Raw genomic sequence first — 25488 nt, forward strand, 5'->3', positions numbered from 1 at the left:
ACCACGTGTTACCTTGCCGCTTTATTCCTCTTTAACTTAATTTACACTGGGAAATAAGTTGTGATAAAGATCGTCAAATTTAGCTAATAGCATTATTGACTGCCTACAAAGTGTTACATTAGTTTCATCTTCTGACAGGTAACTAGTCAGTGAAATGATTAACTTAAATTAGCAATTTAACATGATGAAATTGCTTAACTATAATCGAGGCTATAATGAAAAAATTTGCATTTACTCTACTTTGCGCATCAATCGCTGCCCCTGTATTTGCTGGTAGTTCTTATGTTACTGGTAATGTAAAGGGTAACACTGAACGTGATACTGAATATACGCTTGAAGCGGGTCATACATTTTCTGCTGGGACAACCTTATTAGTAGAAGTCGCTGGTACTCTTCACGATGGCGTACGTAGTGTGACTGATACTACATTTGGCATTGAGCAAATGGCTTATACAAACGGTGGTTTATGGACTGCAATTGGTTACCACGATTTAAGTCTTGATGGTTCAGTAGAGGGCGATTCTGGTCAACGTCGCCCATTGGTTAAAATTGGTTATAATTTTGATAATGGTTTGTTCGTCAGTAACCGTACTCGTTTCCATTACAGTACGACAGAAAGTGACTGGAAAGAGATCCGTTATGACAATGCAATTGGCTTCAACATGGATAACGGTATTCAACTTAAACTAAATGTTATTTACAACCAACGTGGCTTTGCTGATACGGCTAAATTTGGTGAAAATGGCGATCGTGACAGTTATAACACCGAATGGCGTGTAACAAAGAATGATTTCATGGGCACTGGTATTGCACCATACTTTGAGTTACGTGATGAAGACATGGGTAAAGCTGAAGATCGTAACCTAGCGTTCACATTTGGTGCTTCTTACGGTTTCTAAATCTTAACCGTTTAGTGCAACAATAGATCCTTTATGTAAAATCCCGTTTATTTGCAGTAAGCGGGATCTGTTTTTCACCACAAACCCAAATAGAAGCTTATCTCGGTGCTATGATTACCGTAATATCTTTTGCTTCAATTGCTGTGCGTTGTTCATCAGTAATATCGGCATCGGTAATTAACGTACTAATCGAGTCCCATGCTAATTCTAAATTTGGCATTTTACGGCTGATCTTATCTGATTCGACCATGACTACGACTTCTCTTGATACTTCGGCCATCACGCGACTGAGTCCAATTAGTTCATTAAATGTGGTACTGCCACGTTCTAAATCAATGCCGTCAGCGCCGATAAAGAGCTGGTCAAAGTCATATGATCTCAGTACCTGTTCAGCAATTTGACCTTGAAAAGATTCTGAGTGTGGGTCCCATGTCCCCCCTGTCATTAATAACGTAGGTTCATTTTCTAAGCCATTTAATGCATTCGCTACTTGCAGAGAGTTTGTCATGGTTATTAAGCCTCTCTTATTCGCGAGTTGTTCAATTAAACTGGCCGTGGTTGTGCCGCTATCGATAATGATACGATTATGATCGCGAATACGTAACGCCGCGGCAATTGCAATCTCAGTTTTACACTGGGAAACCTTATCTGTTTCAATTTCAGGTAAGAGTTCTTTAGGGAGCGGAACCGCACCGCCATAACGGCGTAATAATAGACCATTTTGCTCTAAGGCTGTTAGGTCTTTGCGAATGGTTACTTCTGATGTTTCAAAACGTTGTGCTAGTTCATCAACGCTGAGTTTACCTTGTTCTTCAAGTAATTTAATAATGGTATGGCGACGTTGTTGAGTGTTGCGTTTTGACATAATTTAATGAGTTCTTGTTAGTTCTTTATTTAAAGTAGGAGTGTAGCAATATAATGAATTAACGTCAGCAGTAATCTAAATTAACTCGCAGGAAAGTATAAATTATTACGTTGTATTAGGTTAAATTTATTTAACTTGTCAGGGGCGATATCATTGCAACTAATCCCTTTAGCAATCGTAATATTGTCCTGACCACAGTGGCGTAACAGTGGCTGCTTTTTTAATGGTTCAAGTTTAGTAAAGTCGACAATAAGGGGGGTTCGAAGACTATTAATAATACTCATCAGTACTTGCGCTTGATTGTTATCATAATTGACTATTGTACCAATCGGATATATGCCCATCATTTTAATAAACTGTTCAAGATAAGTTTTGTTGTAATGTTTGTCAGCGGCTTTAAACAGTAATCCAATGGCGAGATGAGGTGAATAACGGTGTTGAGGTAAATTAGCATTACACATTTCATTATAGCGGGTAGTTATCGCAATTAATTGTGCGATTTTCGATATTTTATCTTGTTTGATACCTCGTGGGTAGCCGCTACCATCAAACTTTTCATTGATCTGTAAGATGCTATTTATCACGATATCGGTAAGTGCGTCGATACCTTGTAGTTTTTGTGATGCGTAGGCAGGATGTTGTTTAAGATAATTTATTTCGGGTTTTGTTAATTCTGATTTTTTATTACGAATTGAAGAGGGCACCCATAACATACCGAATTGGCTAAGCAGCGCGGTTTGCGTCACGATCGCAATATCTTGTGAGCTAAAGGATAATTGCTGCGCTAAACGTGTGCTTAATACGGCGATATTCATTGCGTTTTGATAAATCGGATCACCAGACAATTCTTCATTACATAATACAAAGCTACAATCATGCTGTTGTTCAGCCGCAATTGTTAACTCTCCAGAAAGCACTTCTAATTGTGATATTGCCTGCTGCGGTTGTAAGCTAAGTTTGCTGTAAATATCTTTTAGTATCGTAATCTTGTTTTGGTATTTTGAGCGCGCTTGACGGATTTGTTTCCACCATACCTGCTGTTGTAATAATTGTATTTTTTGTTCTGCAGCGTGTTTTAACGCAACTTGTTGTTCTGTTATTTTTGCGGCTAAAGCGAGATCGTTTGTTACTGGTGCTATCTGCTGCGCTGTTGATTGTGCTGCCGGCGTCACTTTACTGCGAGATAGGTCAACGGAAATTGTGTCGAAACCAAGGTGCTGTAATATTTGTAATTGCTTCGTATCCTTAATTATAAATGAATTTAGAATAAAAGGATGGGATGTCCAACCGATGGGTAGATTAATATAATGACCGACTTTAAGATCTTTAATCGCTAATGAGACATTTTCCATTTCTATTCCTTATACTACCTTCCTAAGGATAATAACCTAATTGTTTATTGTGAGATTGTAAATACGTATGAATAATTATAGGGAATATATTTGTTGTGATCAAAATTAAATGTAGGGGGTAGACATAGATCAAATTTTTAGCTTTTGTTTATTTTATTTACTTCATTTTTAGGCGTTTTCTCCTTCATTTTCTCTAAATTACCATACCGGTATATTTACGTCTGAATGTTATCAATCACAGAATAAATCATTCTCCATGAAGTGGATTAACATAATAGATATTTTAAAGATACATACCCATTACATTGTAAATGCGAATGAGATCGATTATCATTATTGACTGTTGTGATCAATAACGGTTGCAGACATTTACAAATAAGGGATTTCTATGAGTGCTATTGTTGGGTTAAGGAATTATATTTTGAAAATATTATATCGGATATTTCGTCCGATAATATTTTTGATGGATCCAGAGCAAGCCCATTACGCGCTTAAGAAAATAGGGGTATTTTTAGGCAGTAATGTAATAACGCGATTAATAACAGGATTGTTATTTAATTATAGCCATAAGAGTTTGAACACAGAGGTAGACGGAGTCAAATACCGTAATCCGGTCGGTTTATCAGCTGGTTTTGATAAAGATGGTGAACTTACAAAAATTTATCCGTATCTGGGTTTTGGATTAGCTGAATTGGGTTCTTTTACCGGTGAAATTTGTCCGGGAAATCCAGGTAAGCGTCTATTCCGGATGGTAAAGTCTAAGTCCATTGTTGTGTGGTATGGCCTAAATAACCTTGGCGCAGAAAAAATATCAGCTCGACTCGCTGACGCTGATTTTGGTGATTTACGTATAGGCATTAATGCTGCTAAATCTAATGTCTCCCCTGACTTTGTATTAGCAGAATCAATTCGTGATTACCTTAAAACGATGACCTTATTTAAGGATATTGGTGATTACTATACAATTAATATTAGTTGTCCAAATACTCAAGATGGCGAACCTTTTGTTGATGCGGATAATTTAGGGGCTCTATTGGCCGCTGTGAATGAAAATATTAGACCGATTTCGGATAAACCTATTTATGTTAAGTTAGCGGCTGATCTGACTTTTGACGAGATCGATGTCATTGTTGATGGTTGTATTGAGTATAAGATGGATGGTTTTGTATTAACAAATCTCGCTAAACCAGGCTGTAACCAAGAACATATCTCGGCTGAATACCCATCTAAACTTGGTTTATTACCCGAAGGAAAAGGTGCGATGAGTGGGTTACCGCTTCAGCGTATTTCTACTAACGTTATTCGTCATGTTTATCGTCGTACTCGGGGTGAGCTTACTATTATTGGTGTGGGAGGCATTTTCACGGCAAAAGATGCGTATGAAAAAATCACATCTGGGGCTAATTTATTGCATATGATCACCACCATGATCTTTGATGGACCGCAAAATATTAGTGAAATAAACCGTGGTTTAGTTAAATTATTAAAAGCAGATGGTTTTACTTCAATCGAGCAAGCTGTGGGTTCTAGAAATCCTCTACCAGAGTTAGTAATTCCAGAGGCTATAGAGGAAGTTGCAGAGGTGGCTTAGTATGTTTGAACAGGTATCTGTTAATTTACCGCAGGCCATTTGTTATGAGTTTCGCCAAGCGTTAATACAGGGCTGTTGGAAGAGTGGATTACTGTTAACAGAACAGCAACGGCGAATCTGTGAACAGGTTTTGTTTTATCATGAAGGTAATGATTCTAACTGTAATCATTAATAAAAAGCCCAGTTAACGAATTAAGGTTAACTGGGCTATTTTATTTATTCGACAGTTGATTTTTGAACTGTTTCTTTTTTCTGCTCTATTTCATAACTTTCTTTGTAGTCGTTACCGTAGTAGGAAGCAAGTAATAATGCTTTTAATTCGCTGATTAACGGGTAGCGAGGGTTAGCACCAGTACATTGGTCATCAAATGCTTCAATCGCTAGCTGGTCAACCTTTGCAAGGAAGTCGGCTTCGTTTACACCCGCAGCTTGAATTGACTTAGGTATATCTAAATCAGTCTTTAGTTCGTCTAACCAATTTAATAATGCGTTAAGCTTGTCAGCTGTTTTACCTTCACGGAAGCCTAAATGTTCTGCAACCTCAGCGTAACGAGCGCGTGCTTTCGGGCGATCGTATTGTGAGAATGCGGCTTGTTTGGTAGGCATATCCGTTGCGTTGTAGCGAATCACATTGGTAATAAGTAGTGCGTTTGCTAACCCATGTGGAATATGGAACTCAGCACCGATCTTGTGTGCCATTGAGTGACAAACACCCAAGAATGCATTGGCAAAGGCGATACCAGCAATTGTTGAACCATTGTGTACTTTTTCACGCGCAATTGGGTCTTTTGCACCGTTTTTGTATGAACTTGGTAAGTACTCTTTTAATAGTTTAAGTGCCTGTAGTGCTTGACCGTCTGAGTATTCATTTTGTAATACTGAGACATATGCTTCTAGCGCATGTGTCACGGCATCGTAACCACCGAAAGCGGTCAGTGATTTTGGCATATTCATCACTAGGTTCGCATCTACAACAGCCATGTTTGGTGTTAGTTCATAATCAGCGATTGGGTATTTTTGCCCTGTTACTTCATCGGTGACCACGGCAAATGGTGTTACTTCTGAACCTGTACCAGATGTTGTCGTTACCGCAACCATCATGGCTTTTATGCCCATTTTTGGAAACTTGTAGATACGTTTACGGATATCCATAAAGCGCATTGCAAGATCTTCGAAGTGTACATCTGGATGTTCGTACATTACCCACATAATCTTCGCTGCATCCATTGGTGAGCCACCACCAAAGGCAATGATAACATCCGGTTGGAAGCTGTTCATCACTTCTACGCCTTTCTTCACGATTGCAAGTGTTGGATCTGCTTCTACGTCGTAGAATACTTCAGTATCAATACCTTTGCTTTTTAGGATGGACACTAAGTCATCAACATAACCGTTGTTGAATAGGAATTTATCAGTCACGATACAAGCACGTTTTTTGCCAACAAGGTCGTCCATCGCAATGGGTAATGAACCACGGCGGAAGTAAATTGATTCTGGTAGTTTATGCCACAACATATTTTCAGCTCGCTTTGCAACAGTCTTTTTATTGATAAGGTGCTTAGGACCCACGTTTTCTGAGATCGAGTTACCACCCCAAGAGCCACAACCTAGTGTTAGTGATGGTGCTAGACCGAAGTTATATAAATCACCGATACCACCTTGTGAACTTGGTTGGTTAATTAGAATACGTGCGGTTTTCATTTTATCACCGAAGTCTTTGATACGATCTTCGTTAGCATCTTGGTCTGTGTAAATACCAGATGTATGACCGATACCACCTAGCTCAACCATAGTGATCGCTTGTTCAACTGCATGGTTATAGTCACGAGCACGGAACATACCTAAGGTCGGAGATAGTTTTTCGTGAGCGAATGCATCATCTACGTGTACTTCTGGACCTTCCCCAATGAGTACTTTTGTGAAAGGAGGTACAGTAACGCCCGCCATTGTTGCAATCTTAATTGCCGATTGACCGACAATTGCAGGGTTCATATTGCCGTTGATTAATACGATAGCACGGACTTTATCTGCTTCTTTCTTCGATAGGATATAGCCGCCATGTGTGATAAATCGTGCTTTCACTGCGTCATATACTTCATCAACAACAATAACGGCTTGCTCTGAGGCACATACCACACCGTTGTCGAATGTTTTTGACATTAAAATTGAAGATACTGCACGTTTTATATCGGCTGTTTCATCAATCACAATTGGTGTATTACCTGCACCAACACCAATCGCAGGTTTACCTGATGAGTAAGCCGCTTTAACCATGCCTGGGCCACCCGTTGCAAGGATAAGGTTAATATCGTCGTGGTGCATTAATGCATTAGATAATTCGACTGATGGTTCATCAATCCAACCAATGATATGCTTTGGTGCACCTGCTGCAATCGCTGCATCTAATACAATCTTAGCGGCTGTATTAGTGGCATTTTTTGCACGAGGGTGTGGCGAAAATATGATACCGTTTCGTGTTTTAAGTGAAATTAACGCTTTAAAAATAGCCGTTGAAGTTGGATTTGTCGTTGGTACGATACCGCAAATTATACCGGTTGGCTCTGCGATTGTAATCGTACCAAATTCATTATCTTCTTCGATGATGCCACATGTTAGAGTATCTTTATATTTGTTGTAGATGTATTCAGATGCAAAATGGTTTTTAGTTACTTTATCTTCGATAACCCCCATACCAGATTCTTCAACAGCCATCTTTGCTAACGGGATACGAGATGTTGATGCTGCAAGGGCTGCTGCACGGAAGATCTTATCAACCTGTTCTTGATTAAATGTAGCGAATTTTTGTTGCGCTTCCTTCACTTTCGCAACCATTGCATTGAGTGTTTCTATATTTTTGACAGTCATAATCCATCCTTAAAAGCTAAAAAATATTTACTAAGGGGCTACCTCTTAGTGAATGCCTTTAGTTTGAATTATAGGTAATCTTAAGGATTAAAAGTTGATTTAAATCAATTGTAGTAATATTACGTATTATATTTTCAAAATAGTGTTAAGTCGGTCGTGAATATGTAATATCACTTTCATTTGTAATTTTATTTCAATGCGACTAAGACTCATTTATAAGGCTGTAAGGCGCTGAATTTAAAAAAAAAGACGTAAAATTAACAAAGTTATTGTTAATTTTAGAGTCATTAAGGTAGCATTGTCTGAACAGTTTATTATAGGACATTATACTATGCCGAAATTATCTAAGGTTATGGCGACAGCACTTAACCAACAAATGACAAAAGAGTTTACTGCATCGCACCTTTATCGCAGCATGGCATCTTTTTGCTATGCCTCTGATTTTATTGGCGCGGGTGATTTCTTTTATAAGCATGCGGCTGAAGAACAGCAACATGCACAATTGTTATTCCGTTACATGATCGATCGCGGTATCCAGCCATTAATGGAAGCTATTCCTGCGGCAGAGTCTGAATTTACAGATCTACTTGATGTGTTTCGCAAAGCCTTGGATCATGAAGTGATGATCACTGAATCTATTTCAGAAATTCTTGGTTTAGCGCATGAATTAAGAGATTTCCAATCTGTTGCTCACTTAAATACCTTGATGGAAGAGCAAACTGAAGAAGAAGCATTATTTAATGGTATCGTGAGCCAAATTCGCCGTGTTGGTGTTGAAAATGGTCATGGTCTATTCATTATGGATCAAGAGTTAAAAGCAATGAGCAAAGCGCCTGCAGCGCCGTCAATTGTTATTTAATCTACTTTAGCTAACAAATGTATATACGCTAAAAATAGGATTATTTGAATATAAAAACCGCTTATACCTTGGTGTAAGCGGTTTTTTATTTTTACAGGTTACACTTTAGTGGTATTATCATTGGCGTTAATCGTGAATTTTAATCAAGGGTAGAATAATTATGTCGAATAATAACAATACTGATGTTAAAGATTGCTGTGGTGCGTTTGCTGAAATAGGCAGCATAATTCAACCTGATGATACTGAACTCTCTTTTCCTATTACATTTGATTCGCAACTGGCTGCTGATGAAAAACGCAGCGAGCTTGAGGCTTATGTTAATGAGCAATTTGATGAAGAAGTCACGATTACCTTTACCGCACAAGATGAATTCTCTTATTTAGTAACATTAAGCTTTACTTGTACTGCAGAAAAAATGATTTTTGAAATGAATTTACGTCATTTATTGGCTTAAAAGGTTTCATATTTTTAAATTGCTCAATGATTAAAGGCATACAAAATGTACTGTATGCCTTTATATCTTTATTTATCCTCTACAGAATGTTTAGCCGAAGTGTTGTTTACAATAAGCAAGACGTTGGTCTAGATCCATACTCTCGGTATTCGCCGCTTCAATTTGTTGTAACCTTGGCAGCAACCCCATGCCATTGGCTATTTGAATGGCCAGTCCTGGACGTGCATTGAGTTCTAATAGCATAGGACCATGATGACGATCTAAGACCACATCCGCACCTAAATAACCTAAACCTGAAATATCATAACATTGTGCAGCTAAACGAATCACTTGTTCCCAATGTGGCACTTTTAACAGGGCCAACTCTTTTTGTGTATCAGGATGATGGGTGACAACTTCATCATATTGCACCGCGTTGAGCGCTTCGCCTGTGGTGATGTTAATACCTACACCGACAGCGCCTTGGTGTAAATTGGCTTTACCATCCGACATGGATGTTGATAAACGCATCATGGCCATCATCGGAATACCTTTAAATACAATCACACGTACATCTGGCACACCTTCAAAGCTATAGCCCTCAAAGCTATCATCAAATACGATAAGCGCTTCAACAACAGCAACATCGATACCACCACCGAGTGAGAATAGACCGGCTAAAATATTCGAGCAATGACGTTCAATATCATCGATTGAGCATTCACTGCCACTGGGTTTGTAATAGCGGTCATCTTCCACTTTGGTGATCACGAGAATTCCCTTACCACCAGAGCCTTTTGCAGGTTTGATTACAAAGCCATTCAAACCAGCGATAAGCTTATCAACTGATTTAACTGAGTGCTGATTATCAACGACGCCAATAAGTTCAGGGGTGCTGACATTGGCTTCTTCCGCTATTTCTTTGGTTTTTAATTTGTTATCCACTAATGGAAATAACTTTCTGGGGTTATAGCGCGATATGTACATATTATTGCGCTGGTTCATCCCCAGAATACCTTGCTGTTTTAACTTATTCGGTTTCGCGAATTCTTTAAAAAATGAAAATGTCATTTTTACTCACCTTGCATGTCTTTAAAGCGGCGTAGTTCTAACAGACGGTAGCCAGTATAAGTACCTAACATTAAGATGATTGCCATAATGATAAGTTGCAGACCAAGGAAGTTGAATGCCCAATAGCGTAATAATTCATTACTAATGGTTAGGTACACAAGTACAGCCACAAACAAGCTGCCACCACCTTGTACAAGTACTTCTTTCGGGCCTTCTTCTTCCCACAGAATTGACATGCGTTCAATGGTCCAAGATAGAATGATCATTGGGAAGAAAGTGATTTTCAATCCTTCTGTGAGCCCAATTTTGTATGATAAAACTGAGAACAACGAAATAATAGCGATAACAGTAATGATCACCACGGATATTCGAGATACTAATAGCAAATTTAACCGAGACAGATAAGAACGGATCACAAGGCCAACACCGACAATTAAGGTAAAGCCAATTAAACCGGTTGCTAAACTGGTTTGTACAAATGCCATTGCGATTAATACTGGCATAAAAGTACCTGATGTACGTAAGCCGACAAGAATACGCATCATTACCACGATCATCACACCCAATGGGATAAGTAAAATCCCTTTAAATAGAGCTTGTTCTTCGAGTGGTAGACTATAAATACTAAAGTTCGACAAGTTCGTATCGTTTGATTTTTCTTTTAATACCTGCATGACAGGTTGAGTTTGCTGAATAACAGAGAAACTAACTCGAGAATTTGTACCTCCAATCAGATCTAACGTCGGTTCGCCATTTTGTTCCCACAGTAGTAAGTTTTTCGCGTTAGCTATTTTGCCTAATTTGACATCGATTAAACGCGTATCATCTTCGCCAAATACCAGTACAAATGGTTGCAACTGCTGCTGGCGACGACCGTCTTCAAGATATAGCCCTTTAACCAGTAATGCGGGGATATTAGCTTCATTTAGCAGTGCCACAAATAATGTTGATTTGCTGTTTTCTTGTAGCATTAATTCGGCATTTTGACCTAAATCATCACCAGACAGTAGCTTGAGCAATTCACGGCTATATGAAAAAGCATCGGCGCTTTTTTCCATCGCACTATTAACGAGTTGCTCTGCAGCTATATCATACGGTGGTAGCCAAGTGGTTTTATTAATTTTAACGTCTTGCTCATTAATGACATCTTGTGGGATGTCATTCGTCAATACATTAACTTTATAGTATAAATCTTGTTTGCCTTCGGCGTTCCGAATTGTCCATTGTGCGCGATTATCAATAAAGGCTAATCCATAGCCTGGCGACGCTGCTGTTTGGCTTAATACGGTGAAGTTAGACTGGGTAGACGGAGTGGCGAAGGACGCATTAACGGCGTCGCCTTGCGCTGTAAATTCAACTTTCGCTTCAATCATCCACGTTGAGTAGGTTTCTCCGGGAAACCAAGGGATTTCACCACTGTAATGGCGTTGAGCGATAGAACCTACACCAAGGAGGAAAAGTATCGCAACAAAAATGCGAAATGGGATCTTAGACGGCATGATTAGTTAGTCCCTTTTTTAGCAGGTTCAGGATGTTTTTTAGGTTGAGTGTATGCTTGTGCAACATCGACAATTGCAATATCTTTTAAGAAAGTTCGACCAAGGAGGACGGGGAAGATCATACGACTACGGTCGGCTAGGGTGAATTCTGTTTCGGTTTTAATATCGCCCAGTTCGACGGGTAAGCTGACTACATAGCGTCGTAATGCTTCGACTGTGTTGGTTTGACGGATCTTGATAGTACGTACGACTGGTGCTTCCATTGGGAGCTCAGTTTTATCATCTTTGTGGGATAAATTGAATTTAACCCAGTCTTGACCATCGCGTTCAAATTTAACAATGCCTGTTGCATTTAGTGATGATGTTGTTGCACCAGTATCAACACGTGACTTAAAGTTGGTTTGCAATTCATCAAACCATACCCATTCTTCTTGGCCAAGGATCACCTTGCCTGATGAAGCATCATCTTTAGCTGTTGGTTTCACGAGAACCACGTTTGGTGTTGTGTGTTTCACGGGAGGGGGCGCTCCGAGTTCGTCAAGTTTATTTGTTAATTTGGTAATCGCTTTATCTTGTTCGCTGAACTTATCTGGTTGTGATTGCAATGTCGTTAATATCTGTTGTTGTTGTTGCAGAATTGTTTCTATTTGTGCTTGTTGCTTTGTCACAATCGCAGTATTAGCTTTATTTTGTGTCATCGCGCAGCCATTTAAAAATACAAGACTAAGTACACTAGCAATAGCTATCTTTGATGTTTTAAATGTGCGAAATATTGTTGTATTTTTCATTAGGTATTTTGCCCTGTTTTGGCTGATGAAAAAGAGGGTTAGTTCGCTAAAGTGGGTAAATAGTTCCGCTATTTGATTATAAATCATATTATTTATAGTCAAATAAGGGGGCTGACATAACTAAAATATAATTATCTATTTAATAAATAACATATTGCATAAAGTATAATCGCTATTGAGATAATAATCATATCGAATACAATTATTATATATCAAATGTTTATACGTATTTTATCTTAATGGAATCTTTAAATTACTGTATTACTGATTCTGTCAGTGTATAAGTACGCGCAACATCGACCATCGCGATGTCTTTTAAGAATGTACGACCCAGTAATACAGGGAACGTCATGTGACTGCGGTCGGCAAGTGTAAACTCTGTCAGCATTTTGATATCACCGAGTTGCACGGGTAGTTCGATAATTTGGCGACGCGTGGATTCACTATTGTTTGCTTGACGGATCAAAATGGTACGCGCGATTTTTGCTTCGATAATTTGTGTATCGTTATCGACGGCTTGGCTGAAGTTAAAACGAACCCATTTTTTACCATCGCGTTCAAATTCAATAATATTGGTTGCATTAAGTGATGATGTTGTTGCACCAGTATCAATGCGGGCTTTATATTTATTTTGCAGATCACTGAGTAATACCAGTTCTTCTGAACCAATCACTAATTTATCAATGGGCGTAATTGCTTCTGAAGACTGCACAAGGGAAAAATGTTCAGTATCCTTGATTACTTCAACAGATTTATCCGTTGGGCAACTCGCGATAAGTTGACTATTGTTGGCTACTTGTTGACGTAACTTAATATAACTTTCGAGCTTATGACTCAGTTGTGCGATCCCCAGTTGTTGCTGTGCAAATAATTCTGGTTGTTTTTGTAATTCGGTCAAGATGGTATTTTGCTGTTTAACCAATTGTTCGATTTGTTGGTTTTGTTGTGCTATTTGTGAATGCAGTGTTTGCGATGATGTACCGTCTTGATTTAGAAACTGGTCAACACTCGCGCACCCAGAAAGTAAGGCGCTAAGGATAATACCTGTGAGTAATTGACGGTGCGTTTTCAACTTATACATTCTTAATTTTAAATAATTGACAATGTGCATAACCTATTCTCTATATTCTTTATCGAGCACCGTTTCCGGTGCTTATATCATGTTATTCGTCTAGTTGTTCGGCGTAAGGTTTAGTGGCAATAAGCACGGCACGTTTAGGTGCTGGATAGCCTTCAATCGTTTTACTGTGATCGTTTGGATCAAGAAAATCAACCAGTGATTCGTTTCTCATCCATTCAGTTGCGCGTTGCTCTTCAATGCTGGTATCAGATACATCGACGATACGGACATTTTCAAAACCCAGTTTTTCAACCCAAAGTTTTAATGCGGCACAACTTGGTAAGAACCAAACATTACGCATTTGTGCATAACGATCGCCGGGTACTAATACCGCTTGTTCATCACCATCAATCACTAATGTTTCTAATACTAATTCACCACCATCACGTAATTGGTTTTTAAGTTGTTCAATGTGATCAATCGGCGATTTGCGATGATACAGGACACCCATAGAGAAAACCGTGTCGAATGCACGCAATTTAGGTAATTCTTGAATCCCAAGTGGTAATAAATGTACGCGTTGGTTATTGTTAGCAAAATGACGTATCGCTTCAAATTGCACTAAGAATAATTGGCTTGGGTCAATACCAACGACAAATTCAGCGTCATCACCGAGCATACGCCACATGTGATAGCCGCTACCGCAACCTACATCTAATACATAACGGTATTTTAGCGGGGAGATGAATTCACGTAGACGTTCCCACTTCCAATCACTGCGCCATTCTGTATCGATATGAATACCATGAATGTTGAAGGGACCTTTACGCCATGGGTGGAATTTTTGTAATAAGCTCTCGGTTTTACGCAGATCACTTTCGCTTAATTCACCCGGCGCACCAACTTCAAACTTGTCAGTGATATTGATGTGTTTGGTTTCGACTTTTGGTAGTTTTTTTAATACTTTTTCCCAGCGCGGTAAAAAACCATGTTTATGTTCGCGCTCCCATTCATGCATTTGTGCTGGTAACGTGTAAAGCCAATGGTGTAATTTGTTTTTCGCAATTATCTGGTAAAAATTTGAAAAGTCGATCATGGGTAACCTATGTGTACTGCTTTAAATTAATTCGATGTATGTGCTAAATGATGATGTAAACATTGTGCTTATGATTGAGCTTATTTGATAGCAATCATAGAGCCAAAATTAAAACACTGGAACCAAGAATTTGCGCTGCTAAAGCCAATTTCTTTAAAACGATTCAAGTGAGTTTCAATGCTGTCTGGGCGCATTACATCTTCAATTGCGCTGCGTTTCTGGCTGATTTCTAACTCGCTATAGCCATTAGCTCGTTTAAAATCTTCGTGTAAATTGATGAGTAGGTCGTTGACCTTGTTATCACTAAAACAGAATTTTTCTGACAAGATAAGAATACCACCGGGTACTAAACCATCATAGATTTTGGCCAGTAGAGCTTGGCGTTCTGCTGGTGGAATAAATTGCAGGGTAAAGTTTAACACGACAATTGAGGCATTATTAATTTCTACCGCACAAATATCATCGCACAGCACTTGCACTGGTGTATCACTTTTATAAGCGGATAAATGGCGTTCACAACGCTCAACCATTGCTTGTGAATTATCAATGGCAACGATATTACAGTTCTGTGCTTGCACGTTACGGCGCATTGAAATTGTTGCTGCACCAAGTGAGCAACCCAAGTCGTAGAGTCGGGTATTATTTTGGGCATAACGCGCGGTCATCATCCCTATCGCAGAAATGATATTAGAGTAACCAGGTACTGAACGTTTAATCATATCTGGAAAGACTTCTGCAACACGCTCGTCAAAGGTGAAATCACCGATTTGATCTAACGGGGCGGAGAAAATCTGATCGCGTTGTTGCATTGTTATAACCTGCAATAAAAATTAGCAAAATAAGGCGGCATATTTTAGTTAAAATGACCCGCTTTGTCTCTATTTAAACAGTATATAGGGTGAATAATTTAATTGTTTCTCTATCGTGTTGATTTTTTCGTCGGTAAAAAGGATCTTTTTGTTAATAAAATAACGGTTATTTAACCACCAAGACGCAATTGGAACTGCAACGAATCTGCGACTTTTTGAGTCGTTTGGCTATAACTGTTAGTAGTTTCGGCATTACTTGAAGTTGTTTTAGTATAGCTATTGGTTGCAGTGCTAAATTCTATTACAATAACAGTAATTTTTTGAGGGTGGCTAAACGTGGCTACCCGATTCATCGATTTAGTAGGATTATACAGATGCGTACAGTGTATTGCGGACAGGTAAATGAAGCACATATCGGCCAACAGGTTGAGTTGTGTGGTTGGGTTAATCGTCGTCGTGATTTAGGCGGTGTTATTTTTATCGATTTACGTGACCGTGAAGGAATTGTGCAAGTTGTTTATGATCCAGATGTAGAAGCTGTATTTGAACGTGCTAGCCAATTACGTAACGAATTCTGTGTAAAAATCACAGGTAAAGTACGCGCTCGTGACGAACGCCAAGTAAATAAAGACATGGCTACTGGCGCTATCGAAGTGTTAGGCCTAGAGCTTGAAGTAATCAATAAAGCTGACGTATTACCACTTGATTTCAACCAAGTGAATACAGAAGAACAACGTCTTAAGCACCGTTTCCTTGATCTACGTCGTCCTGAAATGAGCAATCGTCTTAAGATCCGTGCTAAAGCAAGTAATTTTGTGCGTCGTTTCATGGATGACCACGGTTTCCTTGATATCGAAACACCAGTGCTAACAAAAGCAACGCCAGAAGGTGCGCGTGATTACCTAGTACCAAGCCGCACACATAAAGGTGAATTCTTTGCATTGCCACAATCACCACAGTTATTTAAGCAACTGCTGATGATGTCTGGTTTTGATCGTTATTACCAAATCGTTAAATGTTTCCGTGATGAAGATTTACGTGCTGACCGTCAGCCTGAATTCACGCAAATAGATATTGAAACTTCATTCATGAGTGCGGCACAAGTGCGTGAAGTGACTGAAAGTCTAATCACAAGCATGTGGAAAGAGATCTTAGACGTTGAATTACCAGCGTTCCCAAGCATGACTTATGCAGATGCAATGCGTCGTTTTGGTTCAGATAAACCCGATCTACGTAACCCATTAGAACTTGTTGACGTTGCTGACATCCTTAAAGATGTTGAATTCAAAGTTTTCGCAGAACCTGCTAACAATCCGAAAGGTCGTGTTGCAGTATTATGTGTAACTGGCGGTGCTAAACTGTCTCGTAAGCAAATTGACGAATATACCAAATTTGTTGGCATCTATGGCGCGAAAGGCATGGCATGGATGAAAGTGAAAGATATTGCTGCGGGTGCTGAAGGTGTACAATCGCCAGTAGCTAAATTCTTAACGGCAGATGTGATCACGGCATTACTTGAGCGTACTAATGCGAAAGATGGCGACATCATCTTCTTCGGTGCAGATACAAACAAAGTTGTAACTGAAGCACTTGGTGCTTTACGTCTGAAAGTTGGCACTGACTTAGAGCTTACTTCAAACGAGTGGAAACCACTTTGGGTTGTTGATTTCCCAATGTTTGAAGAAGATGAAGAAGGTAACCTACACGCGGTTCACCATCCATTCACAGCGCCAATGGACGTTACTGCTGAAGAGCTACTAGCAAATCCAGCTAACGCTATTTCTGATGCTTACGACATGGTTATCAATGGCTATGAAGTTGGTGGTGGTTCGGTACGTATTCATAAAGGTGAAATGCAAAAAGCTGTATTTGAAATCTTAGGTATTGAAGCGAAAGAGCAACAAGATAAGTTTGGTTTCTTACTTGAAGCACTTAAATACGGTACGCCGCCACATGCTGGTTTAGCATTTGGTCTAGATCGTCTAGCTATGCTACTAACTGGTACTGATAACATCCGTGACGTTATTGCATTCCCTAAAACGACAACGGCTGCGTGTTTATTAACATCAGCACCAAGCGAAGCAAATCCTGCTTCTCTGGAAGAGCTAAGCATTGCGGTTGTTAAAAAAGAAAAGAAACAAGACGTTGAGTAATTATTAAACCCCATTATTTAATGTCGGTTGAATATCATTATGATGAATAAACGTTGTTAATAAAAACGGATATAGCCTCGGTTATATCCGTTTTTTTTATGTTCATATTTATGGGGAGAAATGTTCAACTCTGGGATTGTTAGTCGGCTTTTTTAACACAGTTTCGACCGTTATTTTTTGCTTGATAAAGTACTTTGTCAGTATGTGCTATAAACTCTTGGGCATTGAGGGAGTCACATTCGTGCCATTGGGCTAATCCTATGCTCACCGTGAGACGAATATGATCTTGGCCATAAACCACTTTTAACTTACTGATATTGTGACGAACTCGTTCGGCGATGACTTGTGCTTGGGTACTGTTTGTTTCTGGCATTAGAATCGCAAATTCTTCACCACCGATTCGAGCTACGACATCGGATGATTTTACGCTACGAGAGCAAGTGTCATAAAATTCCCGTAATACCTGATCGCCGCCTGCATGACCAAAATTATCATTAATACTTTTAAAATGATCTATATCGAGCAGTAATAATGATAGTTTTTGTTTATCTTGTTTCGCAAAGCCTATTTCTTGCTTTAAAATATGGTTAAATTTACGTCTGTTTAATGCACCAGTTAAAGCATCTCTAGAGGCTAATTCACGGTATTTATCTCGCTCTTGACGGCGATCTAATAATGATTGTTGCTGACGTTTAATTATACTTTTAGACATGTCAGCTTGTAACAGCTTTCTACGTAAGGTTTCATAAGCATTATACATTGCGCCAATTTCATCCTTCGATGAGTAGCCATTAATTTGTTGGTTGTAGCGTCCTAATGTTACTTGTTTTAAAGCATATGTAACACGACGAATTGGTGTTATAACACTATGATATAATAAGGTAAATAGTAATATGTTAAATGTGGAAATGATACTGATTATGATTAATACCAAATGAAAACGTTGCTCTAATGTATTCAATTTTAATTTTGTTTTAGCTTCTAAGTCACTAATGATGTTATCGGTAATAACTTTTATGGCGTCAATACGATGAGTCAGTTGGATAAACCAAAATTGGCTATTTCTTTTGCTCTCGGGTTGCAGTATAAAGTCGGATATTATTTTATTAATAAATGCTTTGTGTTCATTGATATCGCATAGATTGGCGCAGGCTTGTTGTTGTTTTGGTGTTGCAGAGTAATTGAAAACAAGGATGGCATGGAGCTGCATACCAAGTTTCATATATAGTTGTTTGTAGCGTTCGCTTTGAACTAGATCGTATCTAGGCTGTTTATTATCGATTAACAGTGTGCCGATGTCTCGTTGCTGACCAAGCATATCTTTTAATCTTACAATGGCATTAATAGCCGTAATATTATTGGTAAATTTAGCATTCATCTCGACCTGATATAAATGATTAACAAGTGATAATAGCCTTGCAATGATTTTATTGTAATCAATTAACATCTTTTTAGCGGCTATATTAGAGCCCATTAAAGTACTTCTAAATGTGACCAATTCTGCGATATCAGTTTTTGTTGAGCTGATGAATTTGATTAATTCTGGTTCTGTTAATAATGCCATTCTTGATTTAAGTAGTATTGAAAAGGCATGTATTTCATGATCACTTTGTTGTCGTCTAGCTGCTAGCGCTTTAGAGAAACGCTTATAGTCGGAACTGATGTAACTCGACAGTAACCCGCGTTCAATTTGCAGACTGTGCGTTAGAGAGTTGACTTGCTTGCCGATTTGAGTGAGGTTCTCTAAGAGTTGCATATTTTTGTATTGCAGGTAGTTATCTTTAATCGCAATAAAACTGAGTATTAACATACCAATAATCGGTAGTAGCGATGTGATTAGAAGACGTTCGGAGATGTTAACTCGATAACTTAGCCACTCAGATGTACTCTGAAATACTGTTTTTAATGATATTGTGTGTTTTTTTTCACGGTGAAAAGCGTGCACATAATCCATATCTGAAATTAATATGTGTTCGATGACCCAGTCATATAAGAATTGACTGACTTGTTCGGTAGCTCCAGGGTTTTCGGAATCTAATATTTGTTTCTTTAGTTCGGGAATTTTATCAAGAAATGCCTGGTGGATTTGTTGATGCTCAATGAAACCCTCAAACATCATGCCTTGCATTACTGTTTCTTCATGTTTAAAGTGTGCAGCGGTATAAAAGGCAAGATCTGAGAAGTATTGTTCGATTGCTTCTGCGTTAGCATTAGTGTCAATAGCTTCAATTATTAATGCAATGATAGAGAGGATATTCTTATGTTCAGCATCAATTTCATCGATCCCGACACGCATGTCTTCATTCCATTCTAGACTAATCATTACTGCTATTGCTTAACTAAGCCCTAAGAAAGTGCAGTATAAAATTTCACTAAACTATGTCAACTTTTTTTGCTATTCTTTAATGCTAAGTGAGTGGTTTATCAATATTTTTTCATTTAGTTACTGGAGAGGGAACTATTATTATCTTCGCGTAGCTGATTTAGGCGCAATTGAGTAATGCCAAATACTGAGCTATCAGGATATTTCCCATCAGTATCACTTGAACCTGCTACGATATTGATTAGTAGATTGATTGCCTCCTTTACATGATCAATGGCCCAGATATGAAATAACCCATTCTCAACTGCTTCGACGACATCACGACGTAGCATTAAATTATGGATATTGGCTTGTGGTATGATAACACCTTGAGTGGCGAGCGACCCTTTTGCTGAACACACGTCAAAGAAGCCTTCTATTTTTTCATTAACACCACCTATGGGTTGAGCATGACCAAACTGATCCATTGAACCCGTGATCGCGATATCTTGACGTAATGCCAATTTCGAAAAAGCGGATATGATTGCACAACATTCAGCTAGTGACGCACTATCACCGTCGACTTGGCCGTAAGATTGTTCGAAGGTTAAACGTGTCGTGAGTGGGATCTTGGCGGTTTGACCAAACGCAGAGGCGAGGTAGGCTGATAAGATCATGACTCCTTTAGAGTGAATGTTACCGCCGAGCTTAACTTGACGTTCTATATCGAATATTTCCCCTTCACCAAATGAGGCGGTTGCGGTTATTCGTCCAGGGATCCCAAATTGATGTTCGGAGGTACTAATGACGGACAAGGCGTTGATCTGGCCAATTTTTTTACCACTAATATCGATTAACGTAGAGCCATTGATAAAGCTTTGTAATAGGTAGTCTTGTAGTCGACCTACACGTTGCTTTTTATTCGAGAGCGCTTGTTCGACATGATGCTGCCTGATTAGTGTCGCATTAGCTAAGCGTGCGCAGTAGTTTGTTTCGCGTAATAGGTTGGCAATATCAAGCGAGTGTAACGATAGTTTTTCTTGATCTTCAGCCTGCCGCGAGCTGTATTCAATGATTCGGCTTATGGCTTTACGATCGCAATGCAACATAGTGTTATCATGTACTATGCTCGAAATGAACTGAGCATAGTGTGCTTCTGCAAGATCGGTTCTTGGCATTACATCTTCAAAGTCAGCCGTCACACGAAACAGTTCTTTAAATTCAGGATCATATTGCTGAAGAAGCTGGTAAGTTTCATAATCGCCAAAGAGGATAATTTTAACTGACAGTGGTATCGGTTCTGGATCTAACGAGATAGTACCAGATAAACTGACTTCTCTTTCGAGTGAGCTTAGGTTTAATTTATTGGCGCGTAAGGCTCGTTTTAAACCATCCCAAACATAGGGGCGCTCAAGGACTTTAACCGCGTCGATCATTAATACGCCGCCATTGGCTCGGTGTAAACTGCCACTGCGGATCAATGAGGCATCGGTAAAAACAGTACCTTTAAATGTCGCATTTTCAATATACCCAAAAATACTATGGTAGTTAGGACTTTCTTCTACCACGATAGGAAAGGAATCTGTTTCTTGGCAAACCAAGACGTTGATTTGATAGCGGCGTGGCATCTTTTTATCTAACGCGGCATAAGCTAATGAAATATCATCTTCACTGCCTTCTACAAATATTTCGAGGTTGGTGAGTATGTCCTTATTCATCGCACTTAGGTGTGTTTTAACTTCTGAAAGATGATTATACTTTTCTTTTAAAGGCGTGGTGCAATGCACTAATACTTCGAGCGCGATTTGTTCATCCATCTTCTGACTTTTATCGGTATATGCTTCTTCCCAGATGGTTAACTGGCGGATAATGTCACGTAGTTTGCTTTCAAGTTCAGAGATCTTGCTCTCAAAATGCTTTCTTTCTTTGTCTGTTAATTTGTCGAAGCCTTCTTCCGTATAGGCCTCACCTTTGGGATCAACCGCAATGAGTTGGTAATCACCTTGGGCTGTGAGTGATAAGCTGATGCTGTGTTGTTGTGCTGATTTGGTTAAATCTTGCAGTACCGCCTCTTGTTTTTCTTCTAGTTGGTTCTTTAATTTATCGGAACGGTTAAAATAAATTTCATTATCAAAGGCCATCGGTAATGCTTTTACTAAGCGATGAATTAGGTTTTCAACATCTTTTTTGAATTGGAGTCCTTCACCTGCTGGTAGTTTAAGGACTTTAGGGTGGCGAGCGTCATCAAAATTAATGACATAACACCAGTCAAATACGGCTGTATTATTTGGAGCACTGTTATTATCGTTGGGTTCATGACGATTCAAGTACCGTAATATCATGGTTCGTTTACCTAGACCATTGTTGCCGAGTGCATAAATGTTATAGCCTTTTTCTTTAATCGACATGGCAAATTCGACAGCTTGTTGTGCACGATCTTGACCAATAATTTGATCTAATGGTTGTAGGTGCTTAGTTGATTTACAGTCAGCAGCAAGCTTTGATAGTGTTGAGGGCCGATATAACTGACCACCACGTAGAGGTGTTATTGACATACAGTTCCCTCTTTTAAAACAGTCATTACCCCTAGTGTAGACATAGATCGCTTGTGTTAGCATACTGTTTTATACTTTACTGCCAGCTTATAGGCTACAAAGAGAGAGAAAGTAAGAATGATAGTGAACGCTGACACCCTGATTATATTAGATTTCGAGACTACCGGATTATCACCTGATATGGGTGACCGTGCGATTGAGATCGGTGCGGTGAAGATAGAAAATGGTGAGATCACTGAACGTTTTCAAGAATTGATGTACCCAGGCCGACGAGTGAGCGGCTTTATTGCTCATTACACTGGTATTACTAATAGCATGTTAGAAGATGCTGCGCCTTGTGAAGAAGTGATGCATCGTTTTGCTGATTTTATTCAGGGTTATAATTTGGTTGCACATAACGCATCATTTGATAAACGTTTCTTAGATGCGGAATTAGCGTTAATCGGTCGCGAGTATGATGGTGAATTCAGTTGTTCATTGTTGGTGGCAAGGCGTATCTTTCAAGATGCACCGAGCCATAAATTAGGTGAACTGATTAAGTATACAAATATACCGTCAGGCGGTGGTTTTCACCGAGCATTATTTGACTCGGAAATGACAACTAAGCTTTGGTTAGTGATGTTAAATGAAATAAAATCACGTACGCAGTTAGATGATATCCCCTTTAATCTAGTTCAGAAAATCGCAAAAACACCAAAAAAATCGGTGGATGGACTACTACTTCGCTGTGCCAATTAATTGTTTAATTCTTAATACAGGGACTGTGCTTTTTTATGTTCCGGAATGATAAGTTCAAATTTAGCGCCGCCAAGTTGACTTTTTGATACGGCTATTTGACCTCCTAAACGCTTGGAAGCACTTTTTGCAATCGATAGGCCTAGCCCTAAACCACCGGTTTTACGGCTGCGGCTTTTATCTAAGCGAGCAAAAGGAATAAAAATCTGATGATAGTTTTCGGGAGAAATACCGGGGCCATCATCTTCGACAGTTATTATGATGGTGCTAGCAAGCTGGATAATGCTTACATGAACAGTAGACTGAGCATGATTCAACATGTTTTTAAGTAAGTTATCAAACGCTAAGCGTAAGCACATCGGGCTAGTCTTCATCGTTATTTTATCGTCTGCTCGATAAGTTACATTAATACTATTATGTACCTGATATAGTGCGATCCGAGATTGAATGAAATCGGTTATTATAGTGGTTCGTTCGTCGTCATTATAATGGGAGTGTTTAGCGCTGATACGTGAAAAGGTGGTTATCTGCTCTGACAATTCGGCCATATCATCGACATAATCATCAATACTGTCCAGTAACCCCGTATGTTTATCTCCACTGAGATCTTGTTTCAAGAGTCCGACGGCCAGTTGTATTCGGCTAAGCGGTGTTCTTACTTCATGAGGTAAGGCTTGTGCAAAAATTTCACTTTCATCGACGCGTTCAGTAATTGCTTTTGCCATGGCATTAAAACTACTAGATAGATCATGCAGTAGTGGGGTGGTTCTAAGATCTACTCGTGCATTTAGATCTCCTCTGCCAAAAATATGATTTATTTCAATTAAATGATTTATCTGAAGTTGTAACTTACGGATAGGTCGATATAAGTTTAGGGCAATAAGAAAAAGCATAAAGGCAAACGAACTTAGCAAGATCACATCGTCTTCAATGCCATTTTCAATGAGACCATCATGAAGATCTTCGCTGATGGTGATCGCTGCGATGGCATTACGGAGTCGGTACACGGCGAGATATTCATTATTTTTTTGCATATAAATATCAACCCCATTAATAGACTTTATGTACTTGCATTTTTGGCAAGGAGATAAGCTTTTTAATAAGCTAATTTTTTCAATGTTGTAGTTATATAGATCAATTTCCGCACGTCGATAAAAATCATCTGCATTCATTGATACACTATTACGTTGGGACTCCAACACTTGATAAACCTGCATTGTGCTGTTGTAAAAATGTTCGGTATCTTTTTGATAAGCGAATATATTCATTAAGCATACTGTTAACAAAATACAAGCGCAGATAGCGATTACAATACAGATATAAATATGTGAGAAGAGTGAGGTCAGACGATTATTCATTGATCAACATATAGCCTTTGTTACGGACTGTTTTTATGATCTGCTGAGTTGAGCAATCAATATTGAGTTTCTTGCGTAGGCCTGAGATCCGCATATCAATAGATCGATCAGAGAAGTCATGATCGATACCACGTAGTTGTTGGCAACATTCTTCCCGAGAAATAATTTTTCCTACATTTTGGCTCAACAATAAAAGTAGATCATATTCAGAGTTTGTGAGTTCTAAGACTTTTTCTCTAAATTCAACACGCTGTCTTCTCGGGTCTATTTTTAGTCTTTTGAGTTCAATTGTGTCACGATTACTTGTTTGCTGTCTGCTTGTACGGCGTAGTAATGCTGCTATCCGTGCCGCCATAATATGTGGGCGTACTGGCTTGGTGAGATAATCATCCGCACCGAGTTTAAATAAGCTAATTTCGCTTAACTCATCATCACAAGCGGTTAATACTAGAATGGGTTCTTTAAAAAAGGTTCTTGCTTGCGCACAAATTTCTATGCCTGATAAACCGGGCAGCATTAAATCTAAAATAAGTAGGCTAGGTTGATATTGCTTTATAGTAGTTAAGGCTATGGCCCCATCATTAATGACTTTAGTTTCATAACCTTCACAGTTTAAATACATGGCGGTTAATCTTGCAATTTCGTGGTCATCTTCGACGATTAATATTCGTGTACTAGGCATTGACCTCTTCCTTAGATGATATTGATGCTGAGTGTGTTGGTTTAGGCGTATTTAAGTGTTTCATCTACGTTTATAGTGAGTAATTTACACGTTTGTGCTTGTTTAGTCAGTATTTTTGACGTTTTATCTTACAGCTAATCACAATAAAAGTGGATTGTTATATTATTTAAATAGAACGTGGTTATAAATAATACATAACTAGACATAAAGGTTTAAATAAAGAATATTTATAAAATATAAAACAAAGCCAATTTAAGCATATACTTTAATTGGCTTTATGGATTAAGTGATGGAAGTATAAGATAATTTAATGGATACCGCGGGGTTAGATGAGCATGGTGTTAGACGCTAAGTTCCTCGATTCTGGCCACACAATGAAGAGCTCCAAATACCAAATCAACTGTTATAGCCTTTTAACGCGAGTTTATTAGATTATAACCGTTTACAAAATAGGTAATTTACCACGTTATAAGCAATTGATTTTTTGATGCTTAAAACGTAGAGTAGCAAGGGATT

The 25488-nt window shown here is 38.8% G+C and carries 20 protein-coding genes; 7 read left to right on the top strand and 13 right to left on the bottom strand.

Going from position 1 to position 25488, the window contains the following annotated elements:
• Positions 1-215 precede the first annotated feature (215 nt).
• A complete protein-coding gene (locus tag BT797_RS15500; protein ID WP_045111179.1) occupies positions 216-899 on the top strand; it encodes an oligogalacturonate-specific porin KdgM family protein in 684 nt (227 codons plus the stop codon).
• Positions 900-996: 97 nt separating this feature from the next.
• Here BT797_RS15500 and BT797_RS15505 read toward each other — a convergent pair whose 3' ends face one another.
• On the bottom strand, positions 997-1764 hold the full coding sequence (locus BT797_RS15505; protein ID WP_045111178.1) for a DeoR/GlpR family DNA-binding transcription regulator: 768 nt from the start codon (positions 1762-1764) through the stop codon (positions 997-999).
• Between the two features lie 80 nt (positions 1765-1844).
• Positions 1845-3116 carry a cyclic di-GMP phosphodiesterase gene (locus BT797_RS15510; protein ID WP_045111177.1) on the bottom strand — a complete coding sequence of 424 codons (1272 nt, stop codon included), beginning with the start codon at positions 3114-3116 and terminating at the stop codon, positions 1845-1847.
• Between the two features lie 421 nt (positions 3117-3537).
• Here BT797_RS15510 and BT797_RS15515 point away from each other — a divergent pair, with 421 nt between their 5' ends.
• Together BT797_RS15515 and BT797_RS23645 are read left to right on the top strand one after the other, a co-directional pair.
• The gene (locus BT797_RS15515) at positions 3538-4707 is read left to right on the top strand and encodes a quinone-dependent dihydroorotate dehydrogenase (protein ID WP_211705519.1); all 1170 of its coding nucleotides are present in this window, start codon (positions 3538-3540) and stop codon (positions 4705-4707) included.
• Between the two features lies 1 nt (position 4708).
• Positions 4709-4879 carry a YeaC family protein gene (locus tag BT797_RS23645; RefSeq protein WP_139291686.1) on the top strand — a complete coding sequence of 57 codons (171 nt, stop codon included), beginning with the start codon at positions 4709-4711 and terminating at the stop codon, positions 4877-4879.
• 44 nt (positions 4880-4923) lie between these two features.
• On the opposite strand, the gene adhE is transcribed toward BT797_RS23645, so the two are convergent.
• Positions 4924-7572 (bottom strand): bifunctional acetaldehyde-CoA/alcohol dehydrogenase, encoded by a 2649-nt coding sequence (gene adhE, locus BT797_RS15520; RefSeq protein WP_045111175.1) that lies wholly within the window; start codon positions 7570-7572, stop codon positions 4924-4926.
• A gap of 331 nt (positions 7573-7903) precedes the next feature.
• Here adhE and BT797_RS15525 point away from each other — a divergent pair, with 331 nt between their 5' ends.
• Together BT797_RS15525 and BT797_RS15530 are read left to right on the top strand one after the other, a co-directional pair.
• Positions 7904-8431, top strand: coding sequence for a ferritin (locus BT797_RS15525; protein ID WP_045111174.1), 528 nt, complete (start codon positions 7904-7906; stop codon positions 8429-8431).
• A gap of 160 nt (positions 8432-8591) precedes the next feature.
• Entirely contained in the window at positions 8592-8885 is a 294-nt protein-coding gene (locus BT797_RS15530; RefSeq protein WP_075472699.1) for a DUF406 family protein, read from the top strand.
• A gap of 90 nt (positions 8886-8975) precedes the next feature.
• Here BT797_RS15530 and BT797_RS15535 read toward each other — a convergent pair whose 3' ends face one another.
• The 6 genes from BT797_RS15535 to cmoA all read right to left on the bottom strand — a co-directional run bounded on the left by BT797_RS15535 (position 8976) and on the right by cmoA (position 15187).
• The gene (locus tag BT797_RS15535; protein WP_075472701.1) at positions 8976-9935 is read right to left on the bottom strand and encodes an alpha-L-glutamate ligase-like protein; all 960 of its coding nucleotides are present in this window, start codon (positions 9933-9935) and stop codon (positions 8976-8978) included.
• A 2-nt stretch (positions 9936-9937) separates the two neighbouring features.
• Positions 9938-11434 carry an inactive transglutaminase family protein gene (locus tag BT797_RS15540; RefSeq protein ID WP_045111171.1) on the bottom strand — a complete coding sequence of 499 codons (1497 nt, stop codon included), beginning with the start codon at positions 11432-11434 and terminating at the stop codon, positions 9938-9940.
• A gap of 2 nt (positions 11435-11436) precedes the next feature.
• Complete coding sequence (locus BT797_RS15545; protein WP_075472703.1) at positions 11437-12222, bottom strand: ATP-dependent zinc protease family protein; 786 nt, start codon at positions 12220-12222, stop codon at positions 11437-11439.
• A 253-nt stretch (positions 12223-12475) separates the two neighbouring features.
• Positions 12476-13333 carry an ATP-dependent zinc protease family protein gene (locus BT797_RS15550; protein ID WP_139291687.1) on the bottom strand — a complete coding sequence of 286 codons (858 nt, stop codon included), beginning with the start codon at positions 13331-13333 and terminating at the stop codon, positions 12476-12478.
• Positions 13334-13385: 52 nt separating this feature from the next.
• On the bottom strand, positions 13386-14378 hold the full coding sequence (gene cmoB, locus BT797_RS15555) for a tRNA 5-methoxyuridine(34)/uridine 5-oxyacetic acid(34) synthase CmoB (protein ID WP_045111168.1): 993 nt from the start codon (positions 14376-14378) through the stop codon (positions 13386-13388).
• An 80-nt stretch (positions 14379-14458) separates the two neighbouring features.
• A complete protein-coding gene (gene cmoA, locus BT797_RS15560; RefSeq protein ID WP_045111167.1) occupies positions 14459-15187 on the bottom strand; it encodes a carboxy-S-adenosyl-L-methionine synthase CmoA in 729 nt (242 codons plus the stop codon).
• Between the two features lie 374 nt (positions 15188-15561).
• Here cmoA and aspS point away from each other — a divergent pair, with 374 nt between their 5' ends.
• Positions 15562-17340, top strand: coding sequence for an aspartate--tRNA ligase (aspS, locus tag BT797_RS15565; protein ID WP_045111166.1), 1779 nt, complete (start codon positions 15562-15564; stop codon positions 17338-17340).
• Positions 17341-17479: 139 nt separating this feature from the next.
• On the opposite strand, the gene BT797_RS15570 is transcribed toward aspS, so the two are convergent.
• Both BT797_RS15570 and BT797_RS15575 read right to left on the bottom strand, forming a co-directional pair.
• Positions 17480-19663 carry a bacteriohemerythrin gene (locus tag BT797_RS15570; RefSeq protein ID WP_139291688.1) on the bottom strand — a complete coding sequence of 728 codons (2184 nt, stop codon included), beginning with the start codon at positions 19661-19663 and terminating at the stop codon, positions 17480-17482.
• 116 nt (positions 19664-19779) lie between these two features.
• Positions 19780-22197, bottom strand: a complete 2418-nt coding sequence (locus tag BT797_RS15575) for a Lon protease family protein (RefSeq protein WP_045111164.1) — start codon at positions 22195-22197, stop codon at positions 19780-19782.
• Between the two features lie 117 nt (positions 22198-22314).
• Here BT797_RS15575 and BT797_RS15580 point away from each other — a divergent pair, with 117 nt between their 5' ends.
• Positions 22315-22935 carry a 3'-5' exonuclease gene (locus tag BT797_RS15580; RefSeq protein ID WP_045111163.1) on the top strand — a complete coding sequence of 207 codons (621 nt, stop codon included), beginning with the start codon at positions 22315-22317 and terminating at the stop codon, positions 22933-22935.
• 11 nt (positions 22936-22946) lie between these two features.
• On the opposite strand, the gene BT797_RS15585 is transcribed toward BT797_RS15580, so the two are convergent.
• Both BT797_RS15585 and BT797_RS15590 read right to left on the bottom strand, forming a co-directional pair.
• Positions 22947-24200 carry a sensor histidine kinase gene (locus BT797_RS15585; RefSeq protein WP_170860775.1) on the bottom strand — a complete coding sequence of 418 codons (1254 nt, stop codon included), beginning with the start codon at positions 24198-24200 and terminating at the stop codon, positions 22947-22949.
• Positions 24201-24282: 82 nt separating this feature from the next.
• Positions 24283-24972 (bottom strand): response regulator transcription factor, encoded by a 690-nt coding sequence (locus tag BT797_RS15590; RefSeq protein WP_045111161.1) that lies wholly within the window; start codon positions 24970-24972, stop codon positions 24283-24285.
• Between the last annotated feature and the right edge of the window lie 516 nt (positions 24973-25488).

The organism is Moritella viscosa, assembly GCF_900120065.1.
Classification (GTDB): domain Bacteria; phylum Pseudomonadota; class Gammaproteobacteria; order Enterobacterales; family Moritellaceae; genus Moritella; species Moritella viscosa.